Source organism: Streptomyces sp. NPDC059255 (assembly GCF_042752355.1).
GTDB lineage: Bacteria > Actinomycetota > Actinomycetes > Streptomycetales > Streptomycetaceae > Streptomyces.
In genome coordinates, this window is the sequence record NZ_JBHYZP010000035.1 from 71,623 (window position 1) to 97,652 (window position 26,030).

The following is a 26,030-nucleotide window of genomic DNA, read 5'->3' on the forward strand; positions in this document are numbered from 1 at the left end:
TGGACTTTCCCGGGCGGGCCTTCCGGGCGGGCCTTGCCGGGTGGTGGTCAGGCGGGCGGGGGCCCCGCGGAAGCCGCACCACCGGTGCCGGTGCCGGTGCCCGGACCCGTGCCGGTCCCTGGGCCCGTGCCGGTCCCTGGGCCCGTGCCGGTCCCTGGGCCCGTGCCGGTCCCTGGACCAGTGCCGGTGCCCGGGCCCGTCCCCGTCTCTGAGGGCGTGCCGGTTCCGGGCGGTACGGCCGGGCGGTCCCGGCGCAGCGCCGGCCTGACCAGGGTGACCGCCGTGCCGGCCACCGCCCACAGGGAGAGCACCAGCAGCGGCACGGTGACCGCGTTGCCCCGGAAGTACGCGATCGACCTGGCCACCCAGGTGGCCGCCCCCGGCGGCAGCGCGGGGCCGATCGCCCGCCAGAAGTCCGGCAGCAGGGGCCACGGATAGCCGCCCCCCGAGCTCGGGTTCCCGGCGATCACGACGATCAGCAGGGCCAGCCCGATCCCGACGACGCCGAAGAGCGCCTGGAGCGCCAGGGTGAGCGCGCCGACCGCGAAGACGGTGAGCGCGCCGAGCCCCCACAGCCCCGCCACGCTGCCCGGCAGCGCCCCCAGCACCGGACCGACGATCACCGCGCCGAGCAGGCCGCCGACGATCGCGTACACCGCCAGCACGGCCAGCCGGATCACGGACCCGCCGAGGCCGGGCGGCCGGGTCCCGGCGCTGACCGCGAGCGCGGTGGCGCACAGATAGCCGCCGACGCACCAGCCGATCACCAGGTAGAAGGAGGTGAGGCTGCCGGCGTCCCGCGCGGAGGCGGGCGCGATGTCCTCCAGCGCGAGGGTGCGCTGCTGCTGCGACTCCAGCCCCTCGAAGATGTCCGCCAGGACCCTGGTCTCGTTGGTCCCCTGGCCGGTGGCGATCAGCAGGGTGTCGTTGAGCGACCGCGGCCGGACGACGAGGGCGGCGTCGATGTCACGGTTCATGATCTGCCGCCGCGCGGTGTTCTCGTCGGGCAGCGTCCGCGGGTCCAGCGGCCGGCCCGGCAGCCGCTTCAGCGCGGCGGTGAGCTGCGCGGCGCTGTGGCCGGGGGCGACGACGGCGACCTTCACCCCCGAGGGCCTCGGGCTGTGCAGCGCGCCCACGTAGGACGCGATGAACAGGAGCTGCAGCGCGAGCACGCCGAGGACGAGCAGCGCGGACCGTACGGTGACGGCGTTCTTCACCTCGTCGACGAACGTCATGCCCCCACGCTCCGGGCCCACCGGTGCCCGCGCAGGTGGGAGGGGGCTGAATGGCCGAGGGCCGTCCCGTGGGGTGCCGCGGTACCGCCCCACTTTTTACCGACGCGTAACTTCCTTCTTCACCTTACTCCTGCGTAACTTGACGGTAGTTCACCCTTCAATGTGGTCCGGGCCGCAGGGCTGACAGTCATCGCCATTCCCTTGAGCCGCAAGGAGATCGCACGATGCTGCCCTGGAAACGCGTACTCGGACCGCTGGCCACACTGCTGCTGGCCGCGACCGTCACGGTCACCCCCGCCGCGGCCGTCCCCACCGCCGCTCCCTCCACCGCCGCCGCTGCCCCGAGCCGTGGCTGGAACGACTTCTCCTGCAAGCCCTCCGCCGCCCATCCCCGCCCCGTCGTGCTCGTCCACGGCACCCTCGCGAACTCCGTCGACAACTGGCTCGGGCTCGCCCCGTACCTGGTGAACCGCGGATACTGCGTCTTCTCGCTCGACTACGGTCAACTCCCGGGCGTACCCCTGTTCAACGGGCTCGGCCCCATCGACGCCTCGGCCGCGCAACTCGCCACGTACGTCGACCGGGTGCTCGCCGCCACCGGCGCCCCCAAGGCCGATCTCGTGGGCCACTCCCAGGGCGGCATGATGCCGCGCTACTACCTGAAGTTCCTCGGCGGGGCGGCGAAGGTCAACGCCCTGGTCGGGATAGCACCCTCCAACCGCGGCACCACCCTGCTCGGGCTGACCGGGCTGCTGGAGTACTTCCCCGGCGCGAAGGACCTGCTGACGGAGAAGACCCCGGCGCTCGCCGACCAGATCGCCGGATCGCCCTTCCTCACCAAACTCAACGCGGGCGGCGACACGGTGCCCGGAGTCCGGTACACCGTCATCGCCACCCGCTACGACGAGATCGTCACGCCGTACCGGTCACAGTTCCTGACCGGTCCCGACGTACGCAACGTGCTGATCCAGGACCTGTGCGCGGCCGATGTGTCCGAGCACGCGACGATCGGGCTGCTCGACCGGATCGCCTTCCACGAGGTGACCAACGCACTGGACCCGGCCCGCGCGACCCCGACCACCTGCGCCTCGGTCATCGGCTGACCCGGTAGCTCCCCTACCCCGTGGGCGGTACGGGGCCGGCTCGGCCTCAGCGGCTGTGGCGTCCGGTCGTGGCCGTCCGGCGCCGCACCGTGCCGAACGTCACCGCCGCGCCGAGGGCGAGGGCCGCCGCCCCGGCGACCGCGAGATACGGGGTGGCGGTGCTGCCCCCGGTCTCGGCGAGGTTCTCCTGGCCGCCCGCGGGCTGCGCGGCCGGCTGTGTGGCGGGGGCGCCGGCGGCCTTCACCTCGGGCCCGTCGGTGGCGTCGGCGTCGTCGCCGGTGGCCTCCTGGCCGGCCGCGGCGGGCGGCTCGGCGGCATCCTCGGCGGGCGTCCGCTCGGGGGCGGTGGTGTGGCCCGCGTCCCCGCCGTGGCCGTTGTGGTCGACGGAGGACTTGTCCGTGCCCTCCTCGATGGTCCGGTCCGTCGGCGCGGACGCGGCGGGCGCGGCGGTGGGCGCGCTGCCCGCCCCGCCGCCCGCCGTACCCCCGTTGTCCTGGCCGAAGACCACGTCCGAGCAGGTGTAGAACGCCTCCGGGCTGTCCGAGCGCTGCCAGATCGAGTAGAGGAGGTGCCGGCCCGAGCGGTTCGGCACCACCCCGTCGAAGACGTACGCGCCGTCCTCCAGCTTCGGGTCGACGACCTTCAGGAAGGGCTTCTCCTCCAGGTCGGACCACTTCAGCGGCTGCGACGGGTCGTAACCGTCCTTGGTGAGGTACAGCTCGAAGGAGCCCCGGTGCGGCGCGGTGGCCTTGTAACGGAAGGTCCGGTTGCCCGCGTTCATCGGCGACGACGGCCAGTCGGCGCGGGGCAGGTCGAGCCCCTTGTACTTGTCCCGGCCCGCGCCGCACAGCTTCCCGTCCGGGATGATCTGCCGGTGGTTCCCGGCGGCGTCGGGGATGTTGACCTCGTTCCAGTCGTAGAACGCCTGCGTCCCGCTGGCCGCGATCGCCGCCTTGCACGCCGCCGACTTCGGACTCTCGGGCCCCTCGGCGAAGCACGCGGCGACCCGGCTGACCGGGTCCGTCATCGAACCGTGGGCGGCGGCGGGCGCGGCGGTCAGACCGGCCAGCGCGAGCGGGGCGAGGCCGAGGGTGACGATCCCGGTGGCCGTGCGTCGAGCGGTCATTGAATGGATCTCCTTCGGAGGGGAACGTGCGCGAGACCGCCGGAGCGGCAGGCGGCCTCCCCGCCCCCGTGCCGCCCCAGCGATCAGCAAGCTAGCCGTTCGAAACCCCGGAATCGCCTGTTGAGAGGGGTCGGAGCCAATCCTTATGCCGCAGTTAAGGCGCGGCTAAGAGGGGCCTGAGAAAGAGCCGTCGCGTAGGCCCGCGCGCCCCGGGGGCTCCCTCGGGTAGGGTGACCGACGCACACAGTGACCTACCCACCGGCCACCGAAGGAGGCGAGACCCATCACCGCTGTACCAGGTCGGGCGCTCCTCTCCCACGGCCGTGCGGTCCATCAGGCATAGGTGACCGCCCGGGAGTGCCCCTCGGCATCCCGAAAGGCTCCCCGTGTCCTCTGCTTCCTCCCCTTCTTCCTCCTCTCCCTCCTCGTCCGCCGCCGCGCCGCCGTCCGATGTCGTGGCCAGGCTCCGGGCCGCCGGCTGTGTCTTCGCCGAGGACGAGGCGCGCCTGCTCGTCTCCGCCGCCCGCACCCCGGACGAGCTCGCCGCGATGGTCGGCCGCCGGGCCGGCGGGCTGCCGCTGGAACACGTTCTCGGCTGGGCGGAGTTCCACGGGCTGCGGGTCGCCGTCGACCCCGGGGTCTTCGTGCCCCGCCGCCGTACCGAGTTCCTGGTCGACCGGGCCGCCGCGCTCGCCCCGCCCCGCGCGGTCGTCGTGGACCTGTGCTGCGGCACCGGCGCGCTCGGCGCGGCGCTGGCCGCCGCGCTCGACGGGGCCGAGCTGTACGCCGCCGACATCGACCCCGCCGCCGTACGGTGCGCCCGGCGCAACGTCCCCGCCGGGGCCCGGGTCTACGAGGGCGATCTCTACGCGCCGCTGCCCGCCGCGCTGCGCGGCCGGGTCGACATCCTGCTCGCCAATGTGCCGTACGTCCCCACCGAGGAGGTCGGGCTGCTGCCCCCCGAGGCCCGGATCCACGAGGCGCGCGGCGCCCTCGACGGCGGCGCCGACGGGCTCGACGTACTGCGCCGGGTCACGGCGGAGGCGCCCGGCTGGCTGGCCCCGGGCGGCTCCCTGCTCGTCGAGACGAGTGAGCGGCAGGCGGCGGGGGCGGCCGAGACATTCGCCGCGAACGGGCTGGTCCCGCGCGTGTGCTCCTCGGACGAGCTGTACGCCACCGTCGTCATCGGGACGGTGGCGTACAGCGGCTGAGCGGCGGGTCCGGGGGAGGCCGCCCTCCCCGGACCCGCCGCTCACCGGGTGCGCGCCGCGCTCAGCGCAGCTTTCCGGCGCCCGCCCCCGCGTCGACCACGCGCGGCACCGCGCGCGGCGGGTCCACGGCGGTACGCAGGGTGGGCGTCCACCCCGCGTCGGGGCGCAGGGTCTCCTCGGGGATCTCCGCGTTGTGAACGGCGAGCAGGTCCACGGGACGTCCGTTGACGTAGTTGTCCGCGGTGGTGACCGGCGCGTCCTTCCACTTCTTCAGGATCGTCGCCGGACGCACGTCCGCCCCCAGCGTGAACGCGTTCTTCTCGGCGACCAGTTGGGACTCGATACCGATGCCGAAGGAGTACCCGAAGTTCTCCGGCCGCTCGGCCACGTAGTGGTTGTTGTACGTGTCCACCTGGCCGAAACGGACGCGGGGCGCCCGCTCCTTGACGTTCCGGAACCGGTTGTGGTGCAGGGTGACCTTGAGCTTGCCCCGGTCGTCGGCCGCCGCGCTGTCGCTGTTGCCGATCAGCATGGTCTTGTCGTGGTCGGCGAAGACGTTCCACGAGACGGTGACCAGATCGGCGCCCCGGACGATGTCCAGCAGCCCGTCGTGCTGCTGGTACAGCCGGCCGAAGTGGCGCGGCTGCGCGCTGTCCGGGCGGCGGCCGTCGGTGAACGTGTTGTGATCCACCCAGACATGGGTCGTGCCGTACACCACCAGGTTGTCGTACTCGGAGTTCCACTCGCCGACGTCGCCGTCGGTCGGGTCCCACTGCGGGAAGCAGTCGTAGGCGTCCTCGAAGGTGAGGTTGCGGACGATGACGTTGTCGACGTTCCTGACCTGGAGGCTGCCGCCGAGGATCCGGGCGTCCCGGCCGACGCCGACGACAGTTGTGTTCGCCGGGACGTACGCCATGATCTGCGCGGCCTGCTGCTTGGCGGAGGCCGCCCGCAGGTCCTCCTGCTCGCCGCTCACCGGGTTCTCGTACCCCCACACCGCCGGGTCGTAGTCGGCGAGGTACTGCTCGAAGGAGTAGCCGGGGACCGCGTAGTCGGCGCAGGTACGGGAGTTGCCCTGCTCGTCCGAGAGCGCGTCGAGGGTGCCCTTGACCCGGATGATCGACGGGGCGCCGCCGGCCTTCGCCAGCGCCGCTCTGAACTCGGCCCAGGTGGTGACGGTGTAGACGTGCCCGGCGTCGGCGGCCCGGCCACCGGTGGTGCCGGTGCCGGCGGAGCCCCAGCCGTCGCCCGGGGTGAGGGCCGCGCGCTCGGCGGAGCGGCCCGCCGTGCCCGTACTCGCGCCGCTGCCCGTACCCGTGCCGGCCTGCGCCGGTGCGGCGAGCGTGGCCAGGGCCAGGGTGGTGCCGCACACCACCGCTGTGGCGGTGAGCCGTGCGTGACGTCCAAAGGTGCGCATGACTGCTTCTCCTCGGTCGGTCGGGTCATCTCATGTCGGTGGTGGTGCGTGCCGGTGGTGCGGCGGGTGCTCGGTCGTCGAGCCAGGTGAGCCAGGACCCGGGGATCTCCGCGTCGAGGCGGCGCACCTCGCGGGGGGCCAGCACCCGCTCGGCACGCAGCGCGCGGGCCACCAGACGGGCCACCGCGACGGCGCCGCGGGGCCGGAAGTGCGTGTTGTCCGAGACCCCGTCGGGGTAGTTCGGGGACTCGCCCGGGGCGAGCCAGTTGAAGTACGCCTTGCTCTCCGTCACACCGAGGCGCTGCCACAGGGCCAGCGTCATGGCCTGGAGATCCAGCAGCGGCACCCGCTCCGCCGCCGCCAGCGCGCGCATCGCCGCCGGGTAATCTCCGTGTGTGGGAAGGGAGTTGCCCGCCGTGTCGAACCTGCGGCGCTCCACGGAGGTGAGCAGCACGGCGCGCGCCCCGGCCGCCGCCGCGCCCGCCACGTACACCCGCAGGCACTCCTGGTAGGTGGTCCAGGGCTCGGTGTAGCGGGTGGGGTCGTCGGCCTTCTCGTCGTTGTGTCCGAACTGGACGAGCAGCAGATCGCCGGGGCGCAGGGCCTCCAGGACCGGGGCGAGCCGCCCCTCGTCCAGGAAGCTCTTCGAACTGCGGCCGTTCACGGCGTGGTTGGCGACGGTGAGGTGCTTCCCGAGGAAGAACGGAAGGGCCGTGCCCCAGCCGGACTCGGGGGCGGCGCTCCGGTACTTGTCCGCGGCGGTGGAGTCGCCCGCGATGTGGACGGTACGGGGGCCCGCCGGCCCGGGGCCGCGGGGCGCCCCGGCCGCCGACGGCGCCGCGGCGGCGGCCTGGGCGAGTGCGGCCTGGGGTAACGCGGCCGACGGGAGTGCGGAGAGGGCGGCCGCGGCGGCCTGTCTCCTGGAGATCGGCACGACGGTGTGCCTCGCTTTCCTGACACGGGCGGAGGAGGGGGAGGCGGTCGGCGGCGGGGCCGGTGGGTGCCGGTGGGTCCCGCCGCCGGACCGGTCGTCGGTTCTCGGCTCTCGGTTCTCGGCCGGGCCACCCGGCTCAGCTCTTGTTCTGTTCCTTCCACTCCGCCTGCGCGTCGTTCAGCTCCTTGGCGAGCTTGTCCGCGAACGCCTTCGGGGTCATGTCACCGAGCAGCACCTTCTGGAAGTTCGGCTCGTTGCCGCTCTTGCTGATGGTGTTCCAGTCGGGCAGGTAGTACGGCAGGTTGACGAGCTTGGTCGAGCCGTCGCTGAGGGCCTTCATCGCGGTGGCCGTCGGCACGGCGTCCTTGATCCAGGCGTCACCGGCGGCGTCGGTGTTGGCCGGGATGGAGCCTGCCGACGCGTTCCACGCGCTGTTGGACTTGTGGGAGGCGGCGAACTCGATGAACTTCCAGCCCGCCGCCTTGTTCTTGCTGTTCTTGAACAGCCCGAGCCCGTCGACCGGGTTGGAGACCTGCACGCGGGTGCCGTCCTCCTGCGCCGGGTAGGGCAGGCCCTTGAACTTCTCGTTGCCGAGCGCCTTCACATGGTCCTGGTACGAGGCCAGGTTGTGGGTCAGCATCCCGATCGAGCCGTTGTCCCACTGCGCGACCATCTTGATGAAGTCGTTGTTGACGTCGGCCGACGGCGTCACCTTCTTGTACAGGGCGACGTACTTCTCCAGCGCGGCCACGTTCCTGGGGTCGTTGACCGTGGTCTTGTCACCGTCCCAGAAGGACGTGATGCCGGACTGCCCGTACATCGCGTCCATCGCCGGCGCGATGGACCCCGCGCCGCCCCGGATCGTGTAGCCGAACTCGTTCTTCCCCGCGTCGGTCAGCTTCTCCGCCGCCGCGTAGAACTTCGACCAGGTGGTGGGCGGTTCGAGACCGGCGGCCGAGAACAGATCCGTGCGGTACCAGAGCGTGCCGTTGTTGGTGGACGTCGGCACGGAGTACATGCCGTCCCGGCCGCCCGCCGCCTTGACGCTGTCCACCATCGCGGGGACGAGCTTGCCCTTGAGCGGACCGGCGTCGATACGCTGGTCGACCCGGTCCAGGACGTCCCGTACCACCAGGTTGGAGAGGTACGCGGTACCCACCCCGCCGACGTCCGGAAGCCCGCCGCCGTCGATCGCCGTGTCGTACTTCGCCTGGACCTGATCGATCGGGAGCCCGACGTACTTGACCTTGATGTCCGGGTTCTGCGCCTCGAAGTCCTTGATGATCTGCGCCCAGATCTCCCGGCGCTCACCGGTGTTGTTGTCCCAGAGGGTGATCTCGCCCTTGCCGGAGCCCTCGTCGCCGCTGCCGCTGCCGTCGTCACCGCACGCGGTCGCGGTCAGGGCGAGTACGGCGGTCAGGGCGACGGCTGCGGAGCCGCGTCCTCTGCCGCCGGATGCCGTGGGGATTCTCATGTCAGGCTCTTCTCTCTCGTCGTTGAGTGGAGGGGTCGGGTGAGTGGGGAGTGGCAGCGGAACGAGGAGAAGGCGGCTGTCCCGGCCGCCCCCTCCCCGTCGGCCGGCGCCGTGGCGAACAGCCCCAGCAGCGCGCCGACCCAGCGCCAGGGCGTGGCCGCGAAGACCTGGCCCGAGGGGCGGAAGCCGTCCCCCGTGTCGGCGGAGAACCGGCAGCGCGCGCCGGGGCCCACCTCGATCCGGAGCACGGCGCGTCCACCGGGCGCCGGGCGCGGGGCCGCGGCGTGCCGTTCGCGGGGCGCGCCGGTCTCCGCGAAGCGGTGCACGAGCGCGACCGCGCCGTCCACGCCGCGTTCGAGACCGATCCAGGAGAAGGCGTCCCCGAGGACGGCGAGCCCCGCCTTCGTGCCGGGCTCGCCACCGCCCGCCTTCTCCGCGCTCCCGGTGCTCTCCGCCCCCTGCGCGCCCTCGGTGCTTTCGGTGCTCTCCAGGGAGAGCGCGACGGTGACGGTGAACGTCTCGGCGGGCAGCCGCTGCACCAGCACACTGGACAGCAGGCGCAGATCGTGCGCGTCCGGCGTCCGCCGGGGGACCAGCCGCAGCCCGTCGCCGGGGTGCGGGAGCGTCCAGCCGGGCTGCGGGTTCGCGGTCCACTGCCACTGCGGTCCGAAGCGGCCGCCGGGGAAGTCGTCGTCGGTGGCGGGCGCGGTGACCGGCGGCGCGGGGAGCCGCGCGGGGACGGCGGGCTTCGGGTGGGTGAGGACGGGCTCGCCGTCGGCGCCGATGACCGGCCAGCCGTCGTTGTCGCCGGTGGTCCAGTGCATCGGCTGGAGGTGCACGACCCGGCCGTACGCGCCGCGCTCCTGGAAGTGCAGGAACCAGTCGCCGGCGGCCCCCGCCCCCGTCACCCAGGCGCCCTGGTGCGGCCCGTTGATCTCCGTGCGCCCCTGGGCGAGCACCACCCGCTCCTCGTACGGCCCGAAGAACTCCCGTGCGCGGAAGACCCCTTGCCAGCCGGTGGTGACACTCCCGGCGGGCGCGAAGATCCAGAACCAGCCGTCGCGCCGGTGGAGCTTGGGCCCTTCCAGGGTGAACCAGCCGGGCAGCCGGTCCCCGTCCACCACGGTCCTGCCGCCGTCGAGCAGCTCGCGCCCGTCCGGGCTCATCCGGTGTCCGGTCAGCCGGTTCTTCACCCCCGACCGGGACTTGGCCCAGGCGTGCACGAGATACGCCTCGCCGGTCTCCTCGTCCCACAGCGGGCAGGCGTCGATCAGTCCCTTGCCCACCTTGAGGAGGTGCGGTCTGCTCCAAGGCCCCGTGATGTCGGCCGAGTTGATCTGGTAGATGCCGTGGTCGGGGTCGCCCCAGAAGATCCAGAACCGGCCGCCGTGATACCGGAGCGCGGGCGCCCACACCCCGCAGTCGTGCCGGGGCGAGGCGAACGCGTCGGCGGGCTCCAGCCGCTCCAGGGCGTGGCCGATCAGCGTCCAGTTGACGAGATCGCGGGAGTGCAGCAGCGGCAGCCCCGGCACCCGGCCGAAGCTGGAGGCGGTGAGGTAGTAGTCGTCGCCGACCCGGATCGCGTCCGGGTCCGACCAGTCGGCGGCCAGCACCGGGTTGCGGTACGTACCGTCGCCGAGGTCGGCGGTCCACGGCAGGCTCACGCCGTCACCGCCTTACGGGCCAGGGCCGACGCGGCCGGGCGGTCGAGGCGGCCGTCCGCGACGACCGTGACGATCCGCCGCGACAGGCTGCCGCCCGCGGCCAGCGGCAGCCGCCGTCCCCAGGCCAGCGCGGAGCCCACCCCTGGGTACTGGCCGGTGCGGACGAACCAGGGGTCCTGCCGGGTCTCCTCGTTGGCCCCGGCGAAGACCAGCGTCCACTCCCGTCCCGCGAGCGCCAGCCACTCGGCGGTGGTGCCGTGCACCGCGTCCTCGCCGCTCGCCGTCCCGGTGAACACGTCGGGCGCCGGGTCCGCCGCGTCCTCCTTCGGGGCCCGCCAGAAGAAGCCGCCGTACCCCGCGCCCGGCCGCCCGTTGGTGGCCGGGCTGCCGAAGGAGAGGTCCCCGCCGGACACATTGGTCAGCGCCGAGGTGAAGTCGAGGGCCCACGCGTCGGCGGAGAGCGCGAGCACACTGATCGTGCGCCGCTCCTTGAGGAGTTCGCGGCCCTCCCGGGTCCAGGACAGCTCCTGCACACAGCCGTCCGGGTCCCGCAGCAGCCAGCCGGTGTGTTCCTGCGCGCCGTGGTTGTCGAGCGCCACCGGGCCCTGGTCGCGCACGTACGTACGCCCGCCCCAGAAGTTGACCGCCGGGAGCCCGGTGCCCGACACGTCCGGTACGGCCATCGACACCCCGAGGTGGTGCGCGTGGTCCGCGGGGCGCAGCTCGGTGACGGTGACGCCGCCGAGGGTCCGTACGGGGTGCAGGTACGGGCGCGGCGCGGCGGTCGAGGGGAGCCGCGGCGGCCGGTGGTGGTAGCCGGCCACCGGGCGGGCGTCACAGCGCAGCATCGTGACCGCCGGGGCTCGGGATACCTGTGGCTCGCTCATCGGGGGTGCACCTCCGTCGGTGGCGCGGCCCAGCCCGCGCCCAGTTCGGAAAAGGTGGAGAGGGTGTCCGCGCTCGCCGCGACCAGTGCGTCGATGCCGTGGACGACCCGGCGCGGCGCCTTCTCGCCCGGCACGGTGTGCCAGGCCCCGGCGGGCAGCGGGGTGGGCGGCGGGCCGGTCCTGATGGCCTCGACGATCCGCATGAACGCGCCGGTGCGCGGGGCCGGTACGAGCAGTTCCGTGCCGTCGCGCAGATGCGCGACCAGGTTCTCCAGCAGGTCCGTGCGCCCGTGGACGGTGCCGGCCGGATCCGTACCGGACGGACTCGTACCGGCAGGATCCGTGCCGGACGCCCCGTACCCGGACCCGTCCGCCGCGCCGTCGTCGTGCGCACCGTCCTCCGCGCGCTCCACGAGCACCCGGTCCTGCTTGTACCAGAAGGTGATCCGGCCCCGGCTGCCGTGGACCACGACGTACGGCTCCCCGGCCCGCTCCGCGCAGAGCGTGACGGCGACCGTGATCCGGGTCCCCCTGGCCGTGCGTACCCGCAGACAGCTGGTGTCGTCGGCCTCGATGTCGTTGGCCCGGAACTGCTCCAGCTCGATCCCGGCGATGTCCTCGGCCCGTTCGCTGCCGTCGAGGCGGAGCGCGGTCGCGACGGCGTGCGCCAGCGGGTTGGTGAGCACCCCGTCCACGACGTCCCGCCCGTTCAGGGAGCGCCGCCCGGCCCACGGCACCCGGTGGTAGTACGCGTCGTCGCGCACCCAGGCCCCGGCCGCGCCGATCCCGCGTACGGATCCGATCGCACCGTCCGCGACCAGCCGCCCGATGGCGTCGACGGCGTCCGAGCCGAGCGACTGGAAGCCGACCTGGCAGGCGGTGCCCCGCTCGGCCAGCCCGGCGAGCAGCCGCTCGAACTCCCCGTACGACGGTGTGGTCGGCTTCTCCAGCAGGGTGTGCACCCCGTGGTCGGCGGCGACGAGCGCGAGTTCGGTGTGCGTGTGGATGGGGGTGCACACCACGGCGACCCGCGCCCCCGTGCGCTTCAGTAGACCGGCGAAGTCGTCGGACTGCTCGGGGGCACCGAAGCCGGCCAGCTCCTCCGCGCTCAGCGGGGTCAGCTCGCAGATGCCCACGAGCCGTACCAGACCCGCCTGTTCGAGCCGGTGGATGTTGACCAGATGTGTACGGCCGTGGCCGCGCGCACCGGCCAGCACCACGGGCAGCGGACCCGGGGGCAGCGCGGCGGGGGACGGGGGGACCGGCCGGCTCATCGGGACCCGGTGGCTCATCCCTTCACCGCCCCCGCGCTGAAGCCGCTGATCAGCCACTTCTGGATGAAGGCGAAGACGATGACCACCGGCACCGCGGAGATCACACCGCCCGCCGCCAGCGCGCCGAAGTCCACACTGTCCGAGCCGATGAGGGTGGAGAGCCCGACCGGGATCGTCTGCTTGTCCTGTTCCATCAGGAACATCAGCGCGAACAGGAAGTGGTTCCAGCTGTGCACGAAGGCGAAGGAGCCCACGGCGATCAGCCCCGGCCGCAGCATCGGCAGCACCACGATCCGGAACGCCTGGAGCCGTGAGCAGCCGTCCACCCAGGCCGCCTCCTCCAGGGAGTACGGGACGTTCTTGATGAAGCCGCTGATCAGAATGATCGACAGCGGGAGCTGGAAGACGGTCTCCGCGATGACCACGCTCACCGGGGAGTTGATGAGCTGGAGGTTCTTGAAGATCTGGAAGAGCGGCACCAGCATCAGCGCGCCCGGGATGAACTGCGAGCAGAGCAGCGCCAGCATGAAGGTCTGCTTGATCCGGAAGTCGAAGCGGGCCAGGGCGTAGCCGCCGGCCAGCGCGACCCCCGTCGTGAAGATCAGGGTGAAGACGCCGATCAGCGCGCTGTTCTGGAAGAAGACGGAGAAGCTGCGCTCGTTCCACACCTTCTCGAAGTGGTCGAAGGTGATCGGCCACGGCACCAGCGAGGTGGATCCGGCGGGCCGCAGCGAGAACAGCACCATCCAGTAGAACGGGATGAGGGTGAAGAGGAGATAGAGACCGAGCGGCACATAGATCTGCCAGCGGGGGACCTCGTCGAACCGGCGCCCGCGGCGCCGGCGGCGGGTGGGCGGAGGTACCGGGCCGCCGGTCGCGGACACGTCGCTCAGGCCCTTCTCGGCGATGGCGGTGGTCACTTGTGATCGCCTCCGAACTTGCTCAGGCGCAGATAGAGAATCGAGCAGAAGAGGAGGATCATGAAGGCGACGGTGGTCAGCGCGGTGGCATAGCCGAAGTCGTGTGCCTCGAACCCGGTGACCGCGACATACAGCGGCAGTGTGGTGGTGACACCGGCGGGCCCGCCCTTGGTGAGGGTGAGCAGCAGGTCGACGTTGTTGAACTCCCACACCGCCCTGAGCAGGGTGGAGAGGATGATCGCGTCCCTGAGGTGGGGCAGGGTGATGTGGAAGAACTGCTGGAACCGGTTGGCGCCGTCGACCGAGGCGGCCTCGTACAGATCCCCCGGGATGGACTGGAGGTCCGCCAGGATGAGAATGGCGAAGAACGGTACGCCGCGCCAGAGTTCGGCGAGGACCGCCGCCCAGAAGACGGTGCCGGTGTCGGAGAGCACGGACGAGCCGTACTCGCCGATGCCCGCGTCCGCGAGGTAACGCCCCACGCCCGTCGAGGGGTTGTAGAGCAGCAGCCAGATCGTGGTGGTCAGGACGCCCGAGACCGCCCACGGTGAGAAGACCAGCGAGCGGGCCAGGGCCCGGCCCAGGAACGTCTGGTTGACCAGCAGGGCCAGGATCAGGCCGAAGGCCAGCTGGAGGCTGACCTCGGTGACCACCCACTTGGCGCTGAAGATCAGGCTGTCCCAGAACAGCGGGTCGTCGGTGAAGATCCGCCGGAAGTTGTCCAGGCCCGCGAAACCGTTCCGCCAGGGCTTGGTGGCGTTGTAGTTCTGGAGGCTGTAGTAGAAGACGCTGAGCATCGGATAGGCGATGAAGCCCAGCATCAGCAGTCCGGCGGGGGCGATCAGCAGATACGGGAGGCGGCGCGGTGCCACTCCGTTACGGCGCCCCGGTTTCCTGGGCCGGGGGGCCTGGGGCGGAGCCCCTGAGTCCTGCGCCACAGCAGAGGCCATGACTTGCTTCTCCGTTCGGTGGGTGAAGCCTTTCGCAGACCGGGTCCGACGGATCGGACCCGGTGGTGTGCGGGGCGTCGGGTGCGGGGGCGGTCCCCTGAGGGGGCGGGGACACGCGGTGACCGGCTGTCGGCCGGTGTACGGGTCGGGCTCGGCGGGTGTACGGGTCCGGCTGTCGGCCGGTGTACGGATCCGGCTCGACCGGCGTACGGGTCCGGCTCGGCCGGTGGTCGGCTCGGCGGCGTACCGCTCAGCCGACGTACGGGTCCGGCACCTCGCCGGGGCGGGCGAGGAAGGCGAAGTCGCAGCCGGTGTCGGCCTGCGTGATCTGCTCGTCGTAGAGGGCGCCGTACCCGCGCTGGAACCGGGGCTCCGGCGCGGTCCACCCGGCCCGCCGGCTCGCCAGCTCCTCGTCCGTCACGTGCAGGTGAAGGCTGCGGGCCTCGACGTCCAGGGTGATGGAGTCGCCGGTGCGGACCAGCGCGAGCGGCCCGCCGACGTACGACTCGGGCGCGATGTGCAGGACGCACGCGCCGTAACTCGTGCCGCTCATCCGGGCGTCGGAGAGCCGCACCATGTCCCGTACACCCTGCTTGAGCAGGTAGTCGGGGATCGGCAGCATCCCGTACTCCGGCATCCCCGGGCCGCCCTTGGGCCCGGAGTTCCGCAGCACCAGCACATGGTCGGGGGTGATCGCGAGCGCCGGGTCGTTGATGGTCCGCTGCATGGTCCGGTAGTCGTCGAAGACCACCGCGGGACCGGTGTGCCGCAGGAGCGCGGGGGTCGCGGCGATGTGTTTGATGACCGCGCCGTCCGGGCAGAGATTGCCCCGCAGCACCGCCACCCCGCCCTCGTCCGCGAGCGGCTTCTCCCGCGGGCGGATCACCTCCGGATTGTGCACGAGCGCGCCGGCGAGCTGCTCCCGCAGGGTGGCGTGGGCGACGGTCGGCCGGTCCAGGTGCAGGACGTCGGTGAGCCGGCTCAGGAAGCCGGGCAGCCCGCCCGCGAAGTAGAAGTCCTCCATCAGGTACTGGCCGCCGGGCCGGAGGTTGGCGAGCACCGGTACGGTCCTGGCGATCCGGTCGAAGTCGTCGAGGGTGAGCCGCAGTCCGGACCGGCCCGCCATCGCGATGAGATGGATCACCGCGTTGGTGGAGCCGCCCAGCGCGAGCACGGTGGCGACGGCGTCCTCGTACGCCTCCCTGGTCAGCAGTTGCGACAGGCGCAGATCGCTGCGGATCAGCTCGACGATCCGCCGTCCGGAGGCGGCGGCCATCCGGTCGTGCGCGGCGTCGACCGCCGGGATCGAGGACGCCCCCGGCAGTGTCACCCCGAGCGCCTCGGCGGCGGCGGTGAGCGTGGAGGCGGTGCCCATCGTCATACAGGTGCCGGGGGAGCGGGCGAGGCCGTTCTCCAGCTCGGCCATCTCGGTGTCACCGATCAGCCCGGCCCGCTTGTCGTCCCAGTACTTCCACATGTCGGTGCCCGAGCCGAGGACCTCGTTGCGCCAGTGCCCCGGCAGCATCGGCCCCGCCGGGACGAAGACGGCGGGCAGGTCCACGCTCGCCGCGCCCATCAGCAGCGCGGGCGTCGACTTGTCGCAGCCGCCGAGGAGCACCGCGCCGTCGACGGGGTACGAGCGCAGCAGCTCCTCCGTCTCCATCGCCAGCATGTTGCGGTAGAGCATCGGCGTCGGCTTCTGGAACGTCTCGGAGAGCGTCGAGACGGGGAACTCCAGCGGGAAGCCGCCGGCCTGCCACACCCCGCGCTTCACCGCCTGGGCGCGGTCCCGCAGATGGACATGGCACGGGTTGATGTCGGACCAGGTGTTGAGGATCGCGACGACCGGCTTGCCGAGGTGCTCCTCGGGGAGGTAGCCGAGCTGGCGGGTGCGGGCCCGGTGGCTGAACGAGCGCAGCCCGTCCGTCCCCCACCACTGGTGGCTGCGCAGCTCCTCGGGGCGTACGAGGGCCCCCTCGGCGGCCCCGTCTGCCGGGGCGTGTCCGGAGTTCGGCGTGTGTCCGGGGTCCGGTGTCATATCGCCCACCCCGCCGCCAGCGCCGCGACCGCCGCGCGCCGCTCCTCGGGCAGCGCCCGGCTCGGCGGGCGGATGTCGCGCCGGCAGAGCCCGAGCGCGGCCAGCGCCTCCTTGACGACCGTGACGTTGTCGGCGGACTGGTGCGCGGCCCGCAGCTCCTCGAAGGGCCTGATCTGCTCCCAGACCTTCATGGCGCCCGCGTAGTCCCCGGCGCGCAGCGCCTCCAGCATCCCCAGCGAGACCGCGGGGGCGACATTGACGAGCCCCGAGGTGAAGCCGGTCGCGCCGCCCGCGAAGTACGAGGGGGCGTACAGCTCGGCGAGGCCCGCGACCCACACGAAGCGTTCGAGACCCGCGTCGCGGGCGAAGGCGGCGAACCGCGCGGCGTCCGGCACGGCGTACTTCGCGCCGATGACATTGGGGCACAGCTCCCCGAGCCGGGCGAGGGTCTCACCGGCGAGCTGCGGGTTGCGGATGTACGGTACGACGCCCAGCTCCGGTACGGCCTCGGCGATCGCGCGGTGGTAGTCGACCCAGCCGTCCTGCGAGACGTAGGGGTGCACGGGCTGGTGGACCATCACCATCCCGGCGCCCGCGGCGCGCGCGTGCTCGGCGGCGGCCACCGCGGTCGGCACGTCGAGGCCGATCCCGACGAGGATCGCGGCCTCGCCCGCGGCCTCCTCGATCGTCAGCTCCGTGACCGCGCGCCGCTCGTCGGGGCCGAGCGCGTAGTACTCGCCGGTGTTGCCGTTCGGGGTGAGGGTGCGGACGCCGCCGTCGAGCAGCCGGCGGAGCAGCGCCCGGTGGGCCGCGGTGTCGACGGTGTCGTCGGCGGTGAACGGTGTCACGGGGATCGCCACGACATCGGCGAGCGCGTCCCGCGACGATGTGAGATCAGGGCTCTTCATGCGTGGTCTCTCCTTCGGGGAACGCCCGGTGCAGAAACGAGGCGATGTGATCGTGGAGGGCGCCGGCCGCGCCGTCGGTGTCACCGGCCAGGGCGAGGCGCAGGATCTCCCGGTGCTCGCCCGCCTCCCGCTCCCAGGACGGGACGGCGGCCCAGGCCACGGTCGAGACGAGGGCCGCCTGGTCGCGTACCTCGTCGAGCATCCTGGCCAGCAGCGGATTGCCGCAGGGCAGGTAGAGCGAGCGGTGGAAGTCCCGGTTGGCCAGCGAGCGTTCGGCCCGGTCGGCCGCCTCGTCGGCGCGCAGCAGGGCTTCCCTGGCGGGTTCCAGGGAGGCGCCGCGGCTCAGCGAGCGGCGCAGCGCCGCCGGTTCCAGCAGCAGCCGTACGTCGTAGACCTCGTGGGCCATCGCGGCGTCGACCGTGCGGACGGTGGCGCCCTTGTACTGGCTCATGACGACCAGGCCGGTGCCGGCCAGGGTCTTGAGCGCTTCCCGCACCGGTGTCTTCGACACCCCGAACTGCGCGGCGAGTTCCGTCTCGACCAGGGCCTGGCCAGGACTGAGCCCGCCGGTCAGGATGGCGTGCTTGACCGCCTCCTGGACGTACTGGGTTCGGGAGGGGATCGGACTCGGTGCGAAGGCCATGGGCGCTCTCAGATCTCGCGTCTCATATATGACGTACGAAGTACGACGCGATGAAGCTAGGTCCGCGTTCATGGTTCGTCAATGCTTCTGACGGAAGTAGTAAGCGCTTCGACGGATGTCGTCCGAACCATTGACGTACGGCCTACAGATCCTTAATTTCTAGCGGCAAGCGCTTACCTAAAACGATTCAATTTTTGGGAGTGAGGGGCGAGCTATGCCTACGTCGGGGAGCGTCGACAGACGCGGCCTGCTCAAGATCGCGGGTGGCTCACTGGCCGCACTCGGCCTGACCGCGGCGGGTTGCGGTTCCGGTTCCGGAAGTGGATCGGGCGGCGGCGACGTCACTCTCCGGTACGCCTGGTGGGGCTCCGAGGACCGCGCGAAGCGGATCAACCGGACGATCGCCCTCTTCGAGGAACAGCACCCGAAGATCAAGATCAAGACCGACTTCCAGCCCTACCTGGACTTCTGGAAGAAGTTCAACACGCAGGCCTCCGGGGGCAATCCGCCGGACGTGTTCCAGAACGCCGTCGGCTTCCTGCGCAAGTACGATCAGAAGAACGTGCTGCTCGACCTGAAGCAGCAGGTGAGCGCGGGCAACCTCAGCATGGACGGCTTCCGGGCCGGCCTCGCCACGTTCGGTGAGGTGGACGGCAAGCTGCTCGGGGTCCCGGTCGGCAGCAACTCGATGGCGATGGTCATCGACGAGAAGGTGTACGAGAAGGCCGGCATCGCCCCGAAGCCGGGGTGGACCTGGGACGAGTTCGACGCCGCGATGCGCACGATCCGCGACACCCAGGGGGTGGCGGGGGACAGCGGGATGTACGGCGTCATGTACCTCTACGACCTCTACCTCCGCCAGAACGGCAAGGCGTTCTTCACCGCGGACGGGCTCGGCTTCACCGAGGCCGACCTCACCCAGTGGTGGACCAAGGCGCACGCCGGGGTGAAGTCGGGTGTCTACACGGACCCGAAGAAGATCGCGCAGATCAAGCCCAAGTCCGCGGTCGCCGCCGAACTCGCCGCCGGGGAGTTCACCTGGGACAACTTCACCGTCCGCTACACCGCCGAGGGCAAGAGCAGCTACGGCCTCGCCCCGATCCCCACGACCGACGGCAAGAAGACGGGACAGTACCTCGGCTCGCTGATGCTGAGCGGCTCCCGGCGGACCGAACACCCCAAGGAAGTCGCCCAGTTCATCAACTTCATGGTGCACGACCCCGAGGTCGCCAAGATCATGGGCTACGACCGGGGCGTCCCCACCACCACCGCCCAGTACGAGGCGTTCAAGCCCACCGACGACGTCAACAAGCAGATCGCCGCCTACGAGCAGCAGCTCGTCGACACCGGGGTGCTGGAGCCGATCACCCCGCACCCGGCGGGCGCCGACGTCGCCGAGTCCGCCTTCCTGCGGATAGCCGAGGAACTCGCCCTGGACAAGCGGTCGGTGGACAGCGCGGTGAAGCAGTTCTTCACCGAGTCGAAGACTGCGCTCGGCTCCTGATGGGACCCACGGTGGTGAGCGCAGCGGCCGCCGCGTCGGAGCCCCGCGCCGGGGGCGCGGCCCCACGGGCCGGCCAGGACCGCCCCGGACCCCCCGCCGCCGGACGGCGGGGGCGCCGGGAGAACCTGGCCGGCCTGCTCTTCATGTCGCCCTGGATCGCGGGCTTCCTGGTCCTCACGGCGGGGCCGATGGTCGCCTCGCTCTACTTCGCCTTCACCGACTACAACCTCTTCGACGCCCCGCGGTGGATCGGCTTCGACAACTTCACCGAGATGTTCGGGGACGCCCGCTGGCGCCACTCGGTCTCCCTGACGCTCTGGTACGTGGTCGTCGGCACCCCGCTCAAGCTGGCGGCGGCGCTCGGGGTGGCCCTGCTGCTCAGCCAGAAGCGCCGCGGACAGGCCTTCTACCGGGCCGCGTTCTACGCCCCGTCGCTGATCGGGGCGAGCGTCTCCATCGCCATCGTCTGGAAGGCGATCTTCTCCGACGACGCCGTGGTCGACCGTACGCAGCGGCTGTTCGGCCTCCCCGCGGGCGGCTGGGTCGGCGACCCGGACCTGATCGTCTACAGCCTGGTGGCGCTCACCGTCTGGCAGTTCGGCGCGCCCATGGTGATCTTCCTCGCCGGGCTGAAGCAGGTGCCGGTCTCCCTGTACGAGGCGGCGGAGGTCGACGGCGCGGGTCCCCTGCGCCGGTTCTGGAACATCACGCTCCCGATGATCTCCCCGGTGCTCTTCTTCAACGTCCTGCTGGAGACCATCCATTCGTTCCAGATCTTCGGCTCGGCCTACATCCTGGGCGGCGCGGGCGGCACCTGCGGCCCGGCCGACGGCACACTCGTCTACACCTGTTACCTCTACGTCCAGGGCTTCGAGAACAGCCGGATGGGGATGGCCTCGGCCATGGCCTGGATGCTGCTGCTCGCGGTCGGGCTGGTGACCGCTGTGCTGTTCCGGTCCCAGAAACGCTGGGTGCACTACGAGGAGGCGACCCGATGAGCACGGAGCGTACGCGGTGGTCTCCGCGCCCGGCGGCCGGGCCGCCCGTACCGGCGCCGGTACGTCGTCCGGACCCCGCCGAGGCGGTACGGGCAGCCTTCCGCCGCCGCGGTGCCGGCTCGCTGGCCTGGCACCTCGGCTCGCTCGCCGTCCTCGCGGTCGTCCTCTACCCGGTGGTCTGGGTGATCGGGGGATCGTTCAAGCCGAACGACCAGATCGTGGGCAGCCTGGACCTCTTCCCTGTCTCGCCCATCACTGAGAACTACACCCGGCTCGCCGACGGCATCGCGGACATCCCGATCGCCACGTTCTTCGTCAACTCCACCGTCCTGGCACTGGGTTCGGTCGCCGGAGTGCTGATCTCGTGCTCGCTCGCGGCCTACGCCTTCGCCCGGATCCGGTTCGCCGGGCGCAATCTGCTCTTCACCCTCATGATCGGGACGCTGCTGCTCCCGTACCACGTCCTGCTGATCCCGCAGTACGTGCTCTTCCAGAAGCTCGAACTCATCAACACCTACACGCCGTTGCTGCTGGGCAAGTATCTGGCCACGGACGCCTTCTTCGTCTTCCTGATGATGCAGTTCATGCGGAACCTGCCGAAGGAGCTGGACGAGGCGGCGCGGCTCGACGGCTGCGGACACGCGCGGATCTACTGGTCGATCGTGCTGCCGCTGTGCCGGCCCGCCCTGATCACCAGCGCGATCTTCACCTTCATCAACGCGTGGAACGACTTCATGGGCCCGCTGATCTATCTCAACGAGCCCGAGAAGTACACCGTCTCCCTCGGTCTGAAGATGTTCGTCGACCAGGACGGGGTCGCCAACTACGGCGGCATGATCGCGATGTCGCTCATCGCCCTGCTGCCCGTGCTGCTCTTCTTCCTCGCGTTCCAGCGCTATCTGATCGACGGCATGGCGACCTCCGGACTGAAGGGCTGAGCCGTTCCGATGAGCCGGACCGTCAACCCAGCCGAGCGGGACCGGGCCGAGCGGCGGCGCGTGGCCCGGCAGGACTCGCTGTTCCTGCGGGCGTTCGCCGTCTTCGCCGAGGCGCTGCTCACCGGCGTGTGGATCGCGCTCGCCTCGCTGCCCCTGCTCACCTTCCCCGCCGCGTTCGCCGCCGGGGCCGGACACCTGCGCCGGGTGCTGGCCCACGAGGTGGCCACCCGGCGGGAGTTCCTGGCGGACCTGCGCTCCGCCGCCCGGCGCGGCTGGCTCGTCGGGGCGGGCGGCTGGGTGGCGCTCTGGCTGCTCTGGGCGGACCTGACCGTCGTACGGGCCGGGCTGCCCGGCGGTGCCTTCGTGGGCACCGTCGGCGTGCTCGCCTTCCTCGGCCTGTGCGTCGCCGGGCTGCGCGCCGCCGCGTGCTGGCGGCCCGGGGCCTCCTGGCGGGTCCTGCTGCGCGCGGCGGCCCGCCGGACGCTCCGGGACCCCGCCGGGTCGCTGCTGCTGATCTGCGGCCTCGCCCTCGTACCGGCCTCGGCGTGGTTCGCCACCCCGCTGGCGGCGCCCGCGCTCGGTGTGGTCACGGCCGCGGCGCTGGCGGTGGAGCGACGCCGGCACAGCGCCTGACCGGCCGTCGCGCGCCACACCCGTACCCGTACCCACACCCGTACCCCCCCGCGCCCCACCCACCTGCTGCATGTCATGCGCATGTAAATCACATGTCACTGCCGAGGAAGGATTGCCGATGTCACCGATCCCCCGCAGGTCCCTGCTCAAGGCCGCCGCCGTCGCCGGCGCCGCCGGCCAGTTCAGCTGGGCGCTCGGCCGCGACCGGGCCCACGCGGCGGACGCCCCCGCTGCCGCGGCCGACGCCCCCGTCACGGTCCGCTGGCTGGAGGACGAGGGGCCCGGAGCGGCCGCCGGCTCCACCTTCGGGGTGCCATGGCCGCGCGGCGCCCACCCCGCCGGCACGGCGTTCGCCCTGGCCACCGCGGGCGGCGAGGCCGTCCCCGTACAGAGCTGGCCGACCGCCTACTGGCCCGACGGCTCGCTCAAATGGACGGCCCACGCCGTCGGCACCGAGGGTGACCGTGCCGTCGCCGCGGCCGAGCGCCTCACCCTCGCCGCCGGAACGCCCGCCGCCCCGGCGAAGAAGGTCACCGTCACCGGGACCCGGCGGAAGATCACCGTCGACACCGGTGTCGTCCGGGCCGTCATCCGCAGGGACGGCGACCAGCTCGTCGAGTCCCTGACCCGCGGCACCACCCGGATCGCCACCGACGGCCGCCTCGTCCTGCTCCGTCAGGGCGAACTTGATGAGGACGACGCGGGCAGCGCCAAGTGGGAGCGTTTCGACGGCGAGATCTCCGGTGCCGAGGTCGAACAGGACGGCCCCGTCCGGGCGGTGGTCCGCATCGACGGCAAACACCGGCGCGGCAGCCGCAGTTGGCTGCCGTTCAGCGTCCGGCTCTACTTCTACGCCGGCGCGGACTCCTTCCGCATGGTCCACACCATCACCTACGACGGCGAACAGACCGCGGGCCGCACGAAGGGCGACTTCATCCGCGGGCTCGGCGTCCGCTTCTCCGTACCGATGCGCGACGCCGCGTACGACCGGCACATCCGGATCGCCGGCGAGGGCAAGGGCTTCCTCACCGAGGCCGTCCAGGGCATCACCGGACTGCGCCGCGACCCGGGCGCCGCCGTCCGGGCCGCGCAGGTCAAGGGCGAGAAACTGGCCGACCCCGCCACCTGGGACCAGCGGGTCACCACCCGCCTCCAGTACATCCCCACGTGGGGCGACTACACCCTCTCGCAGCTCTCCGCCGACGGCTTCACCCTGCGCAAGCGCACCAAGCCGGGCCACGGCTGGATCACGGCGGGCGGCGGCGGCCGGGCCTCCGGCTTCGGCTACGTCGGCGGGGCGAGCGGCGGACTCTCCTTCGGGCTGCGCGACTTCTGGCAGAAACACCCCGCGCAGCTCGACATCCGGGGCGCGGCGGGCGACGAGGCCGAGGTCACCCTCTGGCTCTGGTCACCCGAGGCCCGCCCCATGGACCTGCGCTTCTACCACGACGGCATGGGCCAGGACACCTACCCCGAACAGATCGAGGGCCTCAACATCACGTACGAGGACTACGAGCCCGGGTTCGGCACCCCGTACGGCATCGCCCGCACCAGCGAGCTGATGTTCTGGGCCAACGCGGCCACCCCCACCGCCGCCGAACTCGTCGCCCAGTCCCAGGCCGTCCGCACCCCGCCACAGCTCGCCGCGAGCGCCGAGGACCTGAGCAGGGCGGGCGTGTTCGGCGGTCTGTTCGCCCCCGTCGACCGCTCGGCACCCGCCAAGGCGAAGATCGAGGACCAGCTCGACTTCCTCTTCACCTACTACCAGGAGCAGGTCGAGCAGCGCCGCTGGTACGGCTTCTGGGACTACGGCGACTTCATGCACAGCTACGACGAGAACCGGCACCAGTGGCGGTACGACGTCGGCGGCTACGCCTGGGACAACTCCGAACTCTCGCCCGACCTCTGGCTCTGGTACGCCTATCTGCGCTCCGGCCGCTCCGACATCTTCCGCTTCGCCGAGGCGCTCACCCGGCACACCGGCGAGGTCGACGTCTACCACCTCGGCCAGTGGGCCGGACTCGGCACCCGCCACGGCGTGCAGCACTACGCGGACAGCGCCAAGCAGCAGCGCATCTCCACCGCCGTCTACCGCCGCCCGTACTACTACCTCACGGCGGACGAACGGGTCGGCGACCTGATGCGCGCCCAGGTCGACTCCGACGAGACCTTCCTCGTCCTCGACCCCATCCGCAAGATCCGCACCGAGCCGTACGAGCCCGACCGCAACGCCCTGTCGATCGGCTTCGGCACCGACTGGAGCGGCCTCGCCGCGGGCTGGCTCACGGAGTGGGAGCGCCGGGGCCCGCAGGCGGCCAAGGCGGAGGCGCGGCTGCGCTCCACCATGGAGACGATCGCCGCGCAGCCCAACGGCTTCGTCCAGGGCTCGGGGCTGTACGACCTGGACACCGGGAAGTTCGCGGTCGCCGACAAGCCCCTGGTCAGCGTCTCCCATCTCTCCGCGATGTTCGGCCTGGTCGAGATGTGCGCGGAGCTGATCGACCTCATCGACCTGCCCGCGTTCGAGGCGGCCTGGCTGGACTACTGCCGCTACTTCAACGCGACCAAGGCCGAGCAGCGCGAACGGTACGGCTCCGACTTCGGCAGCCTGCTCCTCTTCCAGGGCCACTCACGCCAGGACGCCTACGCGGCCGCCCGGTCGGGCGACGAGAAGCTGGCGGAGCGCGCCTGGCAGAAGTTCTACGACAGCGACGCGTACACCTCGGCGATGGTCTGGGACCGGAAGCGCATCGAGGGCCCCGACGTGCTCGAACCGGGCTGGGAGAACCTGCGGATCAACACCAACGAGACGGCGCTCTTCGGGCTGGCGGCGATCCAGAACCTGGCGCTGGTGGGCGACCGGATCCCGAAGTAGGGGAGGGGAGGACCGTGCGACACACCAGGGAAGTCATGAGGGAACACACCGGGGAACAAGCCAGGGAAGTCATGAGGGAGCACACCACGGAACGCGTACGAGCCGGGAGAGGGTTGCCGCTCCGGCACGCCGGGGCGGTGCTGCTGGCCGCCCTCACCGCGGCGACGGTCCTGTCGTCCCCCGCGCGGGCCGGGGCACCCGGGCGCGCACCGGGCCTGCCCGCCGGGTGCGCGGGGACCTCCCCGGTGGTCTGCCACTTCGCCGTGGCGCCGGGGACGTACGAGGTGACGGCCCTGCTCGGCGGGGCCACCGCGGGCTCCACCGGCGTCTCGGCCGAGACCCGCCGTACGATGCTCGCCGAGACGGCGACCGCGGCCGGCCGGACGGTACGGCGCGGCTTCACCGTGAACGTACGCGAGCCCGAGGGGGAACCCACGGGTCCGGCCGGCAGTCCCGGCCTCGACCTGCGCTTCGACGGCGCGGCGCCGCTGCTGGCGGGGCTCCGGGTCACCCCCGCGCCCCGGGCGCCCCAGCTCTTCCTGGCCGGTGACTCGACGGTCTGCGACCAGGCGGGCGAACCGTACACGGGGTGGGGCCAGCAGCTCCCGCAGTACCTCCGCGCCGGGATCTCGGTCGCCAACTACGCCGATTCGGGGGAGGGTTCGCAGTCCTTCCTGGACACGCCCGCGCTCTTCCCCGCCGTCGAGTCCCGGGTGGGCCGGGGCGATCTCGTCCTCGTGCAGCTCGCGCACAACGACAAACAGACCCCCGCCGACGTCTACCGCGCCAACCTCACGGAGATGACCGACCGGGTACGGGCCAGGGGCAGCCGGCCCGTCCTGGTCACGCCGATCGTCCGCCGCTGGTTCAACGCCGACGGGACGCTCGACAACGGCACGGCCCTGAACGTGAACGGCCTGGGCGTCGACCTCCCGGCCGAGATGCGCGCGCTCGCCAGGGACCGTGACATCCCCGTCGTCGACCTCACGGCGCTCACCAAGCGCCGGGTGGAGGAGCTGGGACCGGAGGCGTCCAAAGCGCTCTTCCTCCACGACGAGAAACGCGACAACACGCACACCTCGGTCCGGGGCGCGACGGAGTTCGCCGCCCTGGTCCTCGGGGAACTGCGCGCACAGCGGCTGATTCCGGGCCGGGTGGTGCGCTGACCAGCGGCGTCCCGGCCCGCTGGTCCGTGCGGATACCCGACAGAAGATGTCGGGTATCCGCGCCATCATCGTGCTGACGCCGATCGCTCAGGCGCGTTCAGGCGCGTTCGGGCGTCGGCACGACGATGACAC

21 protein-coding genes are annotated in these 26,030 nt (G+C 71.9%); 8 read left to right on the forward strand and 13 right to left on the reverse strand.

The genetic code is table 11. The features are described 5' to 3' along the window. Window positions 1–47 precede the first annotated feature (47 nt). The gene (locus ACFXKG_RS31900; RefSeq protein ID WP_384846430.1) at window positions 48–1,235 is read right to left on the reverse strand and encodes a DUF3533 domain-containing protein; all 1,188 of its coding nucleotides are present in this window, start codon (window positions 1,233–1,235) and stop codon (window positions 48–50) included. A 224-nt stretch (window positions 1,236–1,459) separates the two neighbouring features. Between ACFXKG_RS31900 and ACFXKG_RS31905 the strand changes: the two genes are divergently transcribed. Then, on the forward strand, window positions 1,460–2,338 hold the full coding sequence (locus ACFXKG_RS31905) for an esterase/lipase family protein (protein ID WP_384846432.1): 879 nt from the start codon (window positions 1,460–1,462) through the stop codon (window positions 2,336–2,338). A gap of 46 nt (window positions 2,339–2,384) precedes the next feature. Here the strand turns inward: ACFXKG_RS31905 and ACFXKG_RS31910 are convergent, their stop codons facing one another. After that, entirely contained in the window at window positions 2,385–3,464 is a 1,080-nt protein-coding gene (locus ACFXKG_RS31910; RefSeq protein WP_384846435.1) for a lytic polysaccharide monooxygenase, read from the reverse strand. Window positions 3,465–3,850: 386 nt separating this feature from the next. On the opposite strand from ACFXKG_RS31910, the gene ACFXKG_RS31915 reads away from it, so the two are divergent. Continuing rightward, entirely contained in the window at window positions 3,851–4,675 is an 825-nt protein-coding gene (locus ACFXKG_RS31915) for a putative protein N(5)-glutamine methyltransferase (protein ID WP_384846437.1), read from the forward strand. Between the two features lie 61 nt (window positions 4,676–4,736). Here ACFXKG_RS31915 and ACFXKG_RS31920 read toward each other — a convergent pair whose 3' ends face one another. From ACFXKG_RS31920 to ACFXKG_RS31970, 11 genes are all read right to left on the reverse strand, one after another. Then, window positions 4,737–6,092 carry a polysaccharide lyase family 1 protein gene (locus ACFXKG_RS31920; protein WP_384846439.1) on the reverse strand — a complete coding sequence of 452 codons (1,356 nt, stop codon included), beginning with the start codon at window positions 6,090–6,092 and terminating at the stop codon, window positions 4,737–4,739. Window positions 6,093–6,117: 25 nt separating this feature from the next. Continuing rightward, complete coding sequence (locus tag ACFXKG_RS31925; protein WP_384846441.1) at window positions 6,118–7,026, reverse strand: rhamnogalacturonan acetylesterase; 909 nt, start codon at window positions 7,024–7,026, stop codon at window positions 6,118–6,120. A gap of 136 nt (window positions 7,027–7,162) precedes the next feature. Beyond that, a complete protein-coding gene (locus ACFXKG_RS31930) occupies window positions 7,163–8,500 on the reverse strand; it encodes an ABC transporter substrate-binding protein (protein WP_384846443.1) in 1,338 nt (445 codons plus the stop codon). Further along, window positions 8,497–10,164, reverse strand: a complete 1,668-nt coding sequence (locus tag ACFXKG_RS31935) for a family 43 glycosylhydrolase (RefSeq protein WP_384846445.1) — start codon at window positions 10,162–10,164, stop codon at window positions 8,497–8,499. The genes ACFXKG_RS31930 and ACFXKG_RS31935 overlap by 4 nt, the downstream gene beginning before the upstream one ends. Then, entirely contained in the window at window positions 10,161–11,051 is an 891-nt protein-coding gene (locus ACFXKG_RS31940) for a PmoA family protein (protein WP_384846447.1), read from the reverse strand. The genes ACFXKG_RS31935 and ACFXKG_RS31940 overlap by 4 nt, the downstream gene beginning before the upstream one ends. Continuing rightward, window positions 11,048–12,325: a Gfo/Idh/MocA family protein gene (locus ACFXKG_RS31945; protein WP_384846449.1), complete on the reverse strand. Its 1,278-nt coding sequence runs from the start codon at window positions 12,323–12,325 to the stop codon at window positions 11,048–11,050. Before ACFXKG_RS31945 ends, ACFXKG_RS31940 begins: the two co-directional genes overlap by 4 nt. Before the next feature lie 14 nt (window positions 12,326–12,339). Further along, window positions 12,340–13,245: a carbohydrate ABC transporter permease gene (locus tag ACFXKG_RS31950; protein WP_384846451.1), complete on the reverse strand. Its 906-nt coding sequence runs from the start codon at window positions 13,243–13,245 to the stop codon at window positions 12,340–12,342. Beyond that, window positions 13,242–14,195, reverse strand: coding sequence for a carbohydrate ABC transporter permease (locus ACFXKG_RS31955; protein WP_384846452.1), 954 nt, complete (start codon window positions 14,193–14,195; stop codon window positions 13,242–13,244). The genes ACFXKG_RS31950 and ACFXKG_RS31955 overlap by 4 nt, the downstream gene beginning before the upstream one ends. Window positions 14,196–14,445: 250 nt before the next feature. After that, window positions 14,446–16,233, reverse strand: a complete 1,788-nt coding sequence (gene araD, locus ACFXKG_RS31960; protein WP_384846454.1) for an L-arabinonate dehydratase — start codon at window positions 16,231–16,233, stop codon at window positions 14,446–14,448. After that, the gene (locus ACFXKG_RS31965) at window positions 16,230–17,141 is read right to left on the reverse strand and encodes a dihydrodipicolinate synthase family protein (RefSeq protein WP_384846456.1); all 912 of its coding nucleotides are present in this window, start codon (window positions 17,139–17,141) and stop codon (window positions 16,230–16,232) included. Before ACFXKG_RS31965 ends, araD begins: the two co-directional genes overlap by 4 nt. Then, window positions 17,128–17,784 carry a GntR family transcriptional regulator gene (locus ACFXKG_RS31970; protein ID WP_382887128.1) on the reverse strand — a complete coding sequence of 219 codons (657 nt, stop codon included), beginning with the start codon at window positions 17,782–17,784 and terminating at the stop codon, window positions 17,128–17,130. The genes ACFXKG_RS31965 and ACFXKG_RS31970 overlap by 14 nt, the downstream gene beginning before the upstream one ends. Before the next feature lie 214 nt (window positions 17,785–17,998). Between ACFXKG_RS31970 and ACFXKG_RS31975 the strand changes: the two genes are divergently transcribed. From ACFXKG_RS31975 to ACFXKG_RS32000, 6 genes are all read left to right on the forward strand, one after another. Continuing rightward, on the forward strand, window positions 17,999–19,288 hold the full coding sequence (locus ACFXKG_RS31975) for an ABC transporter substrate-binding protein (protein WP_384846458.1): 1,290 nt from the start codon (window positions 17,999–18,001) through the stop codon (window positions 19,286–19,288). Then, window positions 19,288–20,286, forward strand: a complete 999-nt coding sequence (locus ACFXKG_RS31980; RefSeq protein ID WP_384846460.1) for a carbohydrate ABC transporter permease — start codon at window positions 19,288–19,290, stop codon at window positions 20,284–20,286. The genes ACFXKG_RS31975 and ACFXKG_RS31980 overlap by 1 nt, the downstream gene beginning before the upstream one ends. Continuing rightward, window positions 20,283–21,224 (forward strand): carbohydrate ABC transporter permease, encoded by a 942-nt coding sequence (locus ACFXKG_RS31985; protein ID WP_384846462.1) that lies wholly within the window; start codon window positions 20,283–20,285, stop codon window positions 21,222–21,224. Before ACFXKG_RS31980 ends, ACFXKG_RS31985 begins: the two co-directional genes overlap by 4 nt. Before the next feature lie 9 nt (window positions 21,225–21,233). Next, window positions 21,234–21,857 (forward strand): hypothetical protein, encoded by a 624-nt coding sequence (locus ACFXKG_RS31990; RefSeq protein WP_384846464.1) that lies wholly within the window; start codon window positions 21,234–21,236, stop codon window positions 21,855–21,857. Between the two features lie 118 nt (window positions 21,858–21,975). After that, window positions 21,976–24,732: a Tat pathway signal sequence domain protein gene (locus ACFXKG_RS31995; protein ID WP_384846466.1), complete on the forward strand. Its 2,757-nt coding sequence runs from the start codon at window positions 21,976–21,978 to the stop codon at window positions 24,730–24,732. Window positions 24,733–24,803: 71 nt separating this feature from the next. Beyond that, window positions 24,804–25,898, forward strand: coding sequence for a rhamnogalacturonan acetylesterase (locus ACFXKG_RS32000; protein WP_384846468.1), 1,095 nt, complete (start codon window positions 24,804–24,806; stop codon window positions 25,896–25,898). Window positions 25,899–26,030 lie beyond the last annotated feature (132 nt).

Coding starts and splice junctions, on each gene's coding strand:
- ACFXKG_RS31995 (WP_384846466.1), top strand. CDS start 21,976: ATGTCACCGATCCCCCGCAGGTCCCTGCTCAAGGCCGCCGCCGTCGCC.
- ACFXKG_RS32000 (WP_384846468.1), top strand. CDS start 24,804: ATGAGGGAGCACACCACGGAACGCGTACGAGCCGGGAGAGGGTTGCCG.
- ACFXKG_RS31920 (WP_384846439.1), bottom strand. CDS start 6,092: ATGCGCACCTTTGGACGTCACGCACGGCTCACCGCCACAGCGGTGGTG.
- ACFXKG_RS31980 (WP_384846460.1), top strand. CDS start 19,288: ATGGGACCCACGGTGGTGAGCGCAGCGGCCGCCGCGTCGGAGCCCCGC.
- ACFXKG_RS31910 (WP_384846435.1), bottom strand. CDS start 3,464: ATGACCGCTCGACGCACGGCCACCGGGATCGTCACCCTCGGCCTCGCC.
- ACFXKG_RS31970 (WP_382887128.1), bottom strand. CDS start 17,784: ATGGCCTTCGCACCGAGTCCGATCCCCTCCCGAACCCAGTACGTCCAG.
- ACFXKG_RS31900 (WP_384846430.1), bottom strand. CDS start 1,235: ATGACGTTCGTCGACGAGGTGAAGAACGCCGTCACCGTACGGTCCGCG.
- araD (WP_384846454.1), bottom strand. CDS start 16,233: ATGACACCGGACCCCGGACACACGCCGAACTCCGGACACGCCCCGGCA.
- ACFXKG_RS31955 (WP_384846452.1), bottom strand. CDS start 14,195: ATGGCCTCTGCTGTGGCGCAGGACTCAGGGGCTCCGCCCCAGGCCCCC.
- ACFXKG_RS31930 (WP_384846443.1), bottom strand. CDS start 8,500: ATGAGAATCCCCACGGCATCCGGCGGCAGAGGACGCGGCTCCGCAGCC.
- ACFXKG_RS31975 (WP_384846458.1), top strand. CDS start 17,999: ATGCCTACGTCGGGGAGCGTCGACAGACGCGGCCTGCTCAAGATCGCG.
- ACFXKG_RS31965 (WP_384846456.1), bottom strand. CDS start 17,141: ATGAAGAGCCCTGATCTCACATCGTCGCGGGACGCGCTCGCCGATGTC.
- ACFXKG_RS31990 (WP_384846464.1), top strand. CDS start 21,234: ATGAGCCGGACCGTCAACCCAGCCGAGCGGGACCGGGCCGAGCGGCGG.
- ACFXKG_RS31985 (WP_384846462.1), top strand. CDS start 20,283: ATGAGCACGGAGCGTACGCGGTGGTCTCCGCGCCCGGCGGCCGGGCCG.
- ACFXKG_RS31945 (WP_384846449.1), bottom strand. CDS start 12,325: ATGAGCCGGCCGGTCCCCCCGTCCCCCGCCGCGCTGCCCCCGGGTCCG.
- ACFXKG_RS31940 (WP_384846447.1), bottom strand. CDS start 11,051: ATGAGCGAGCCACAGGTATCCCGAGCCCCGGCGGTCACGATGCTGCGC.
- ACFXKG_RS31905 (WP_384846432.1), top strand. CDS start 1,460: ATGCTGCCCTGGAAACGCGTACTCGGACCGCTGGCCACACTGCTGCTG.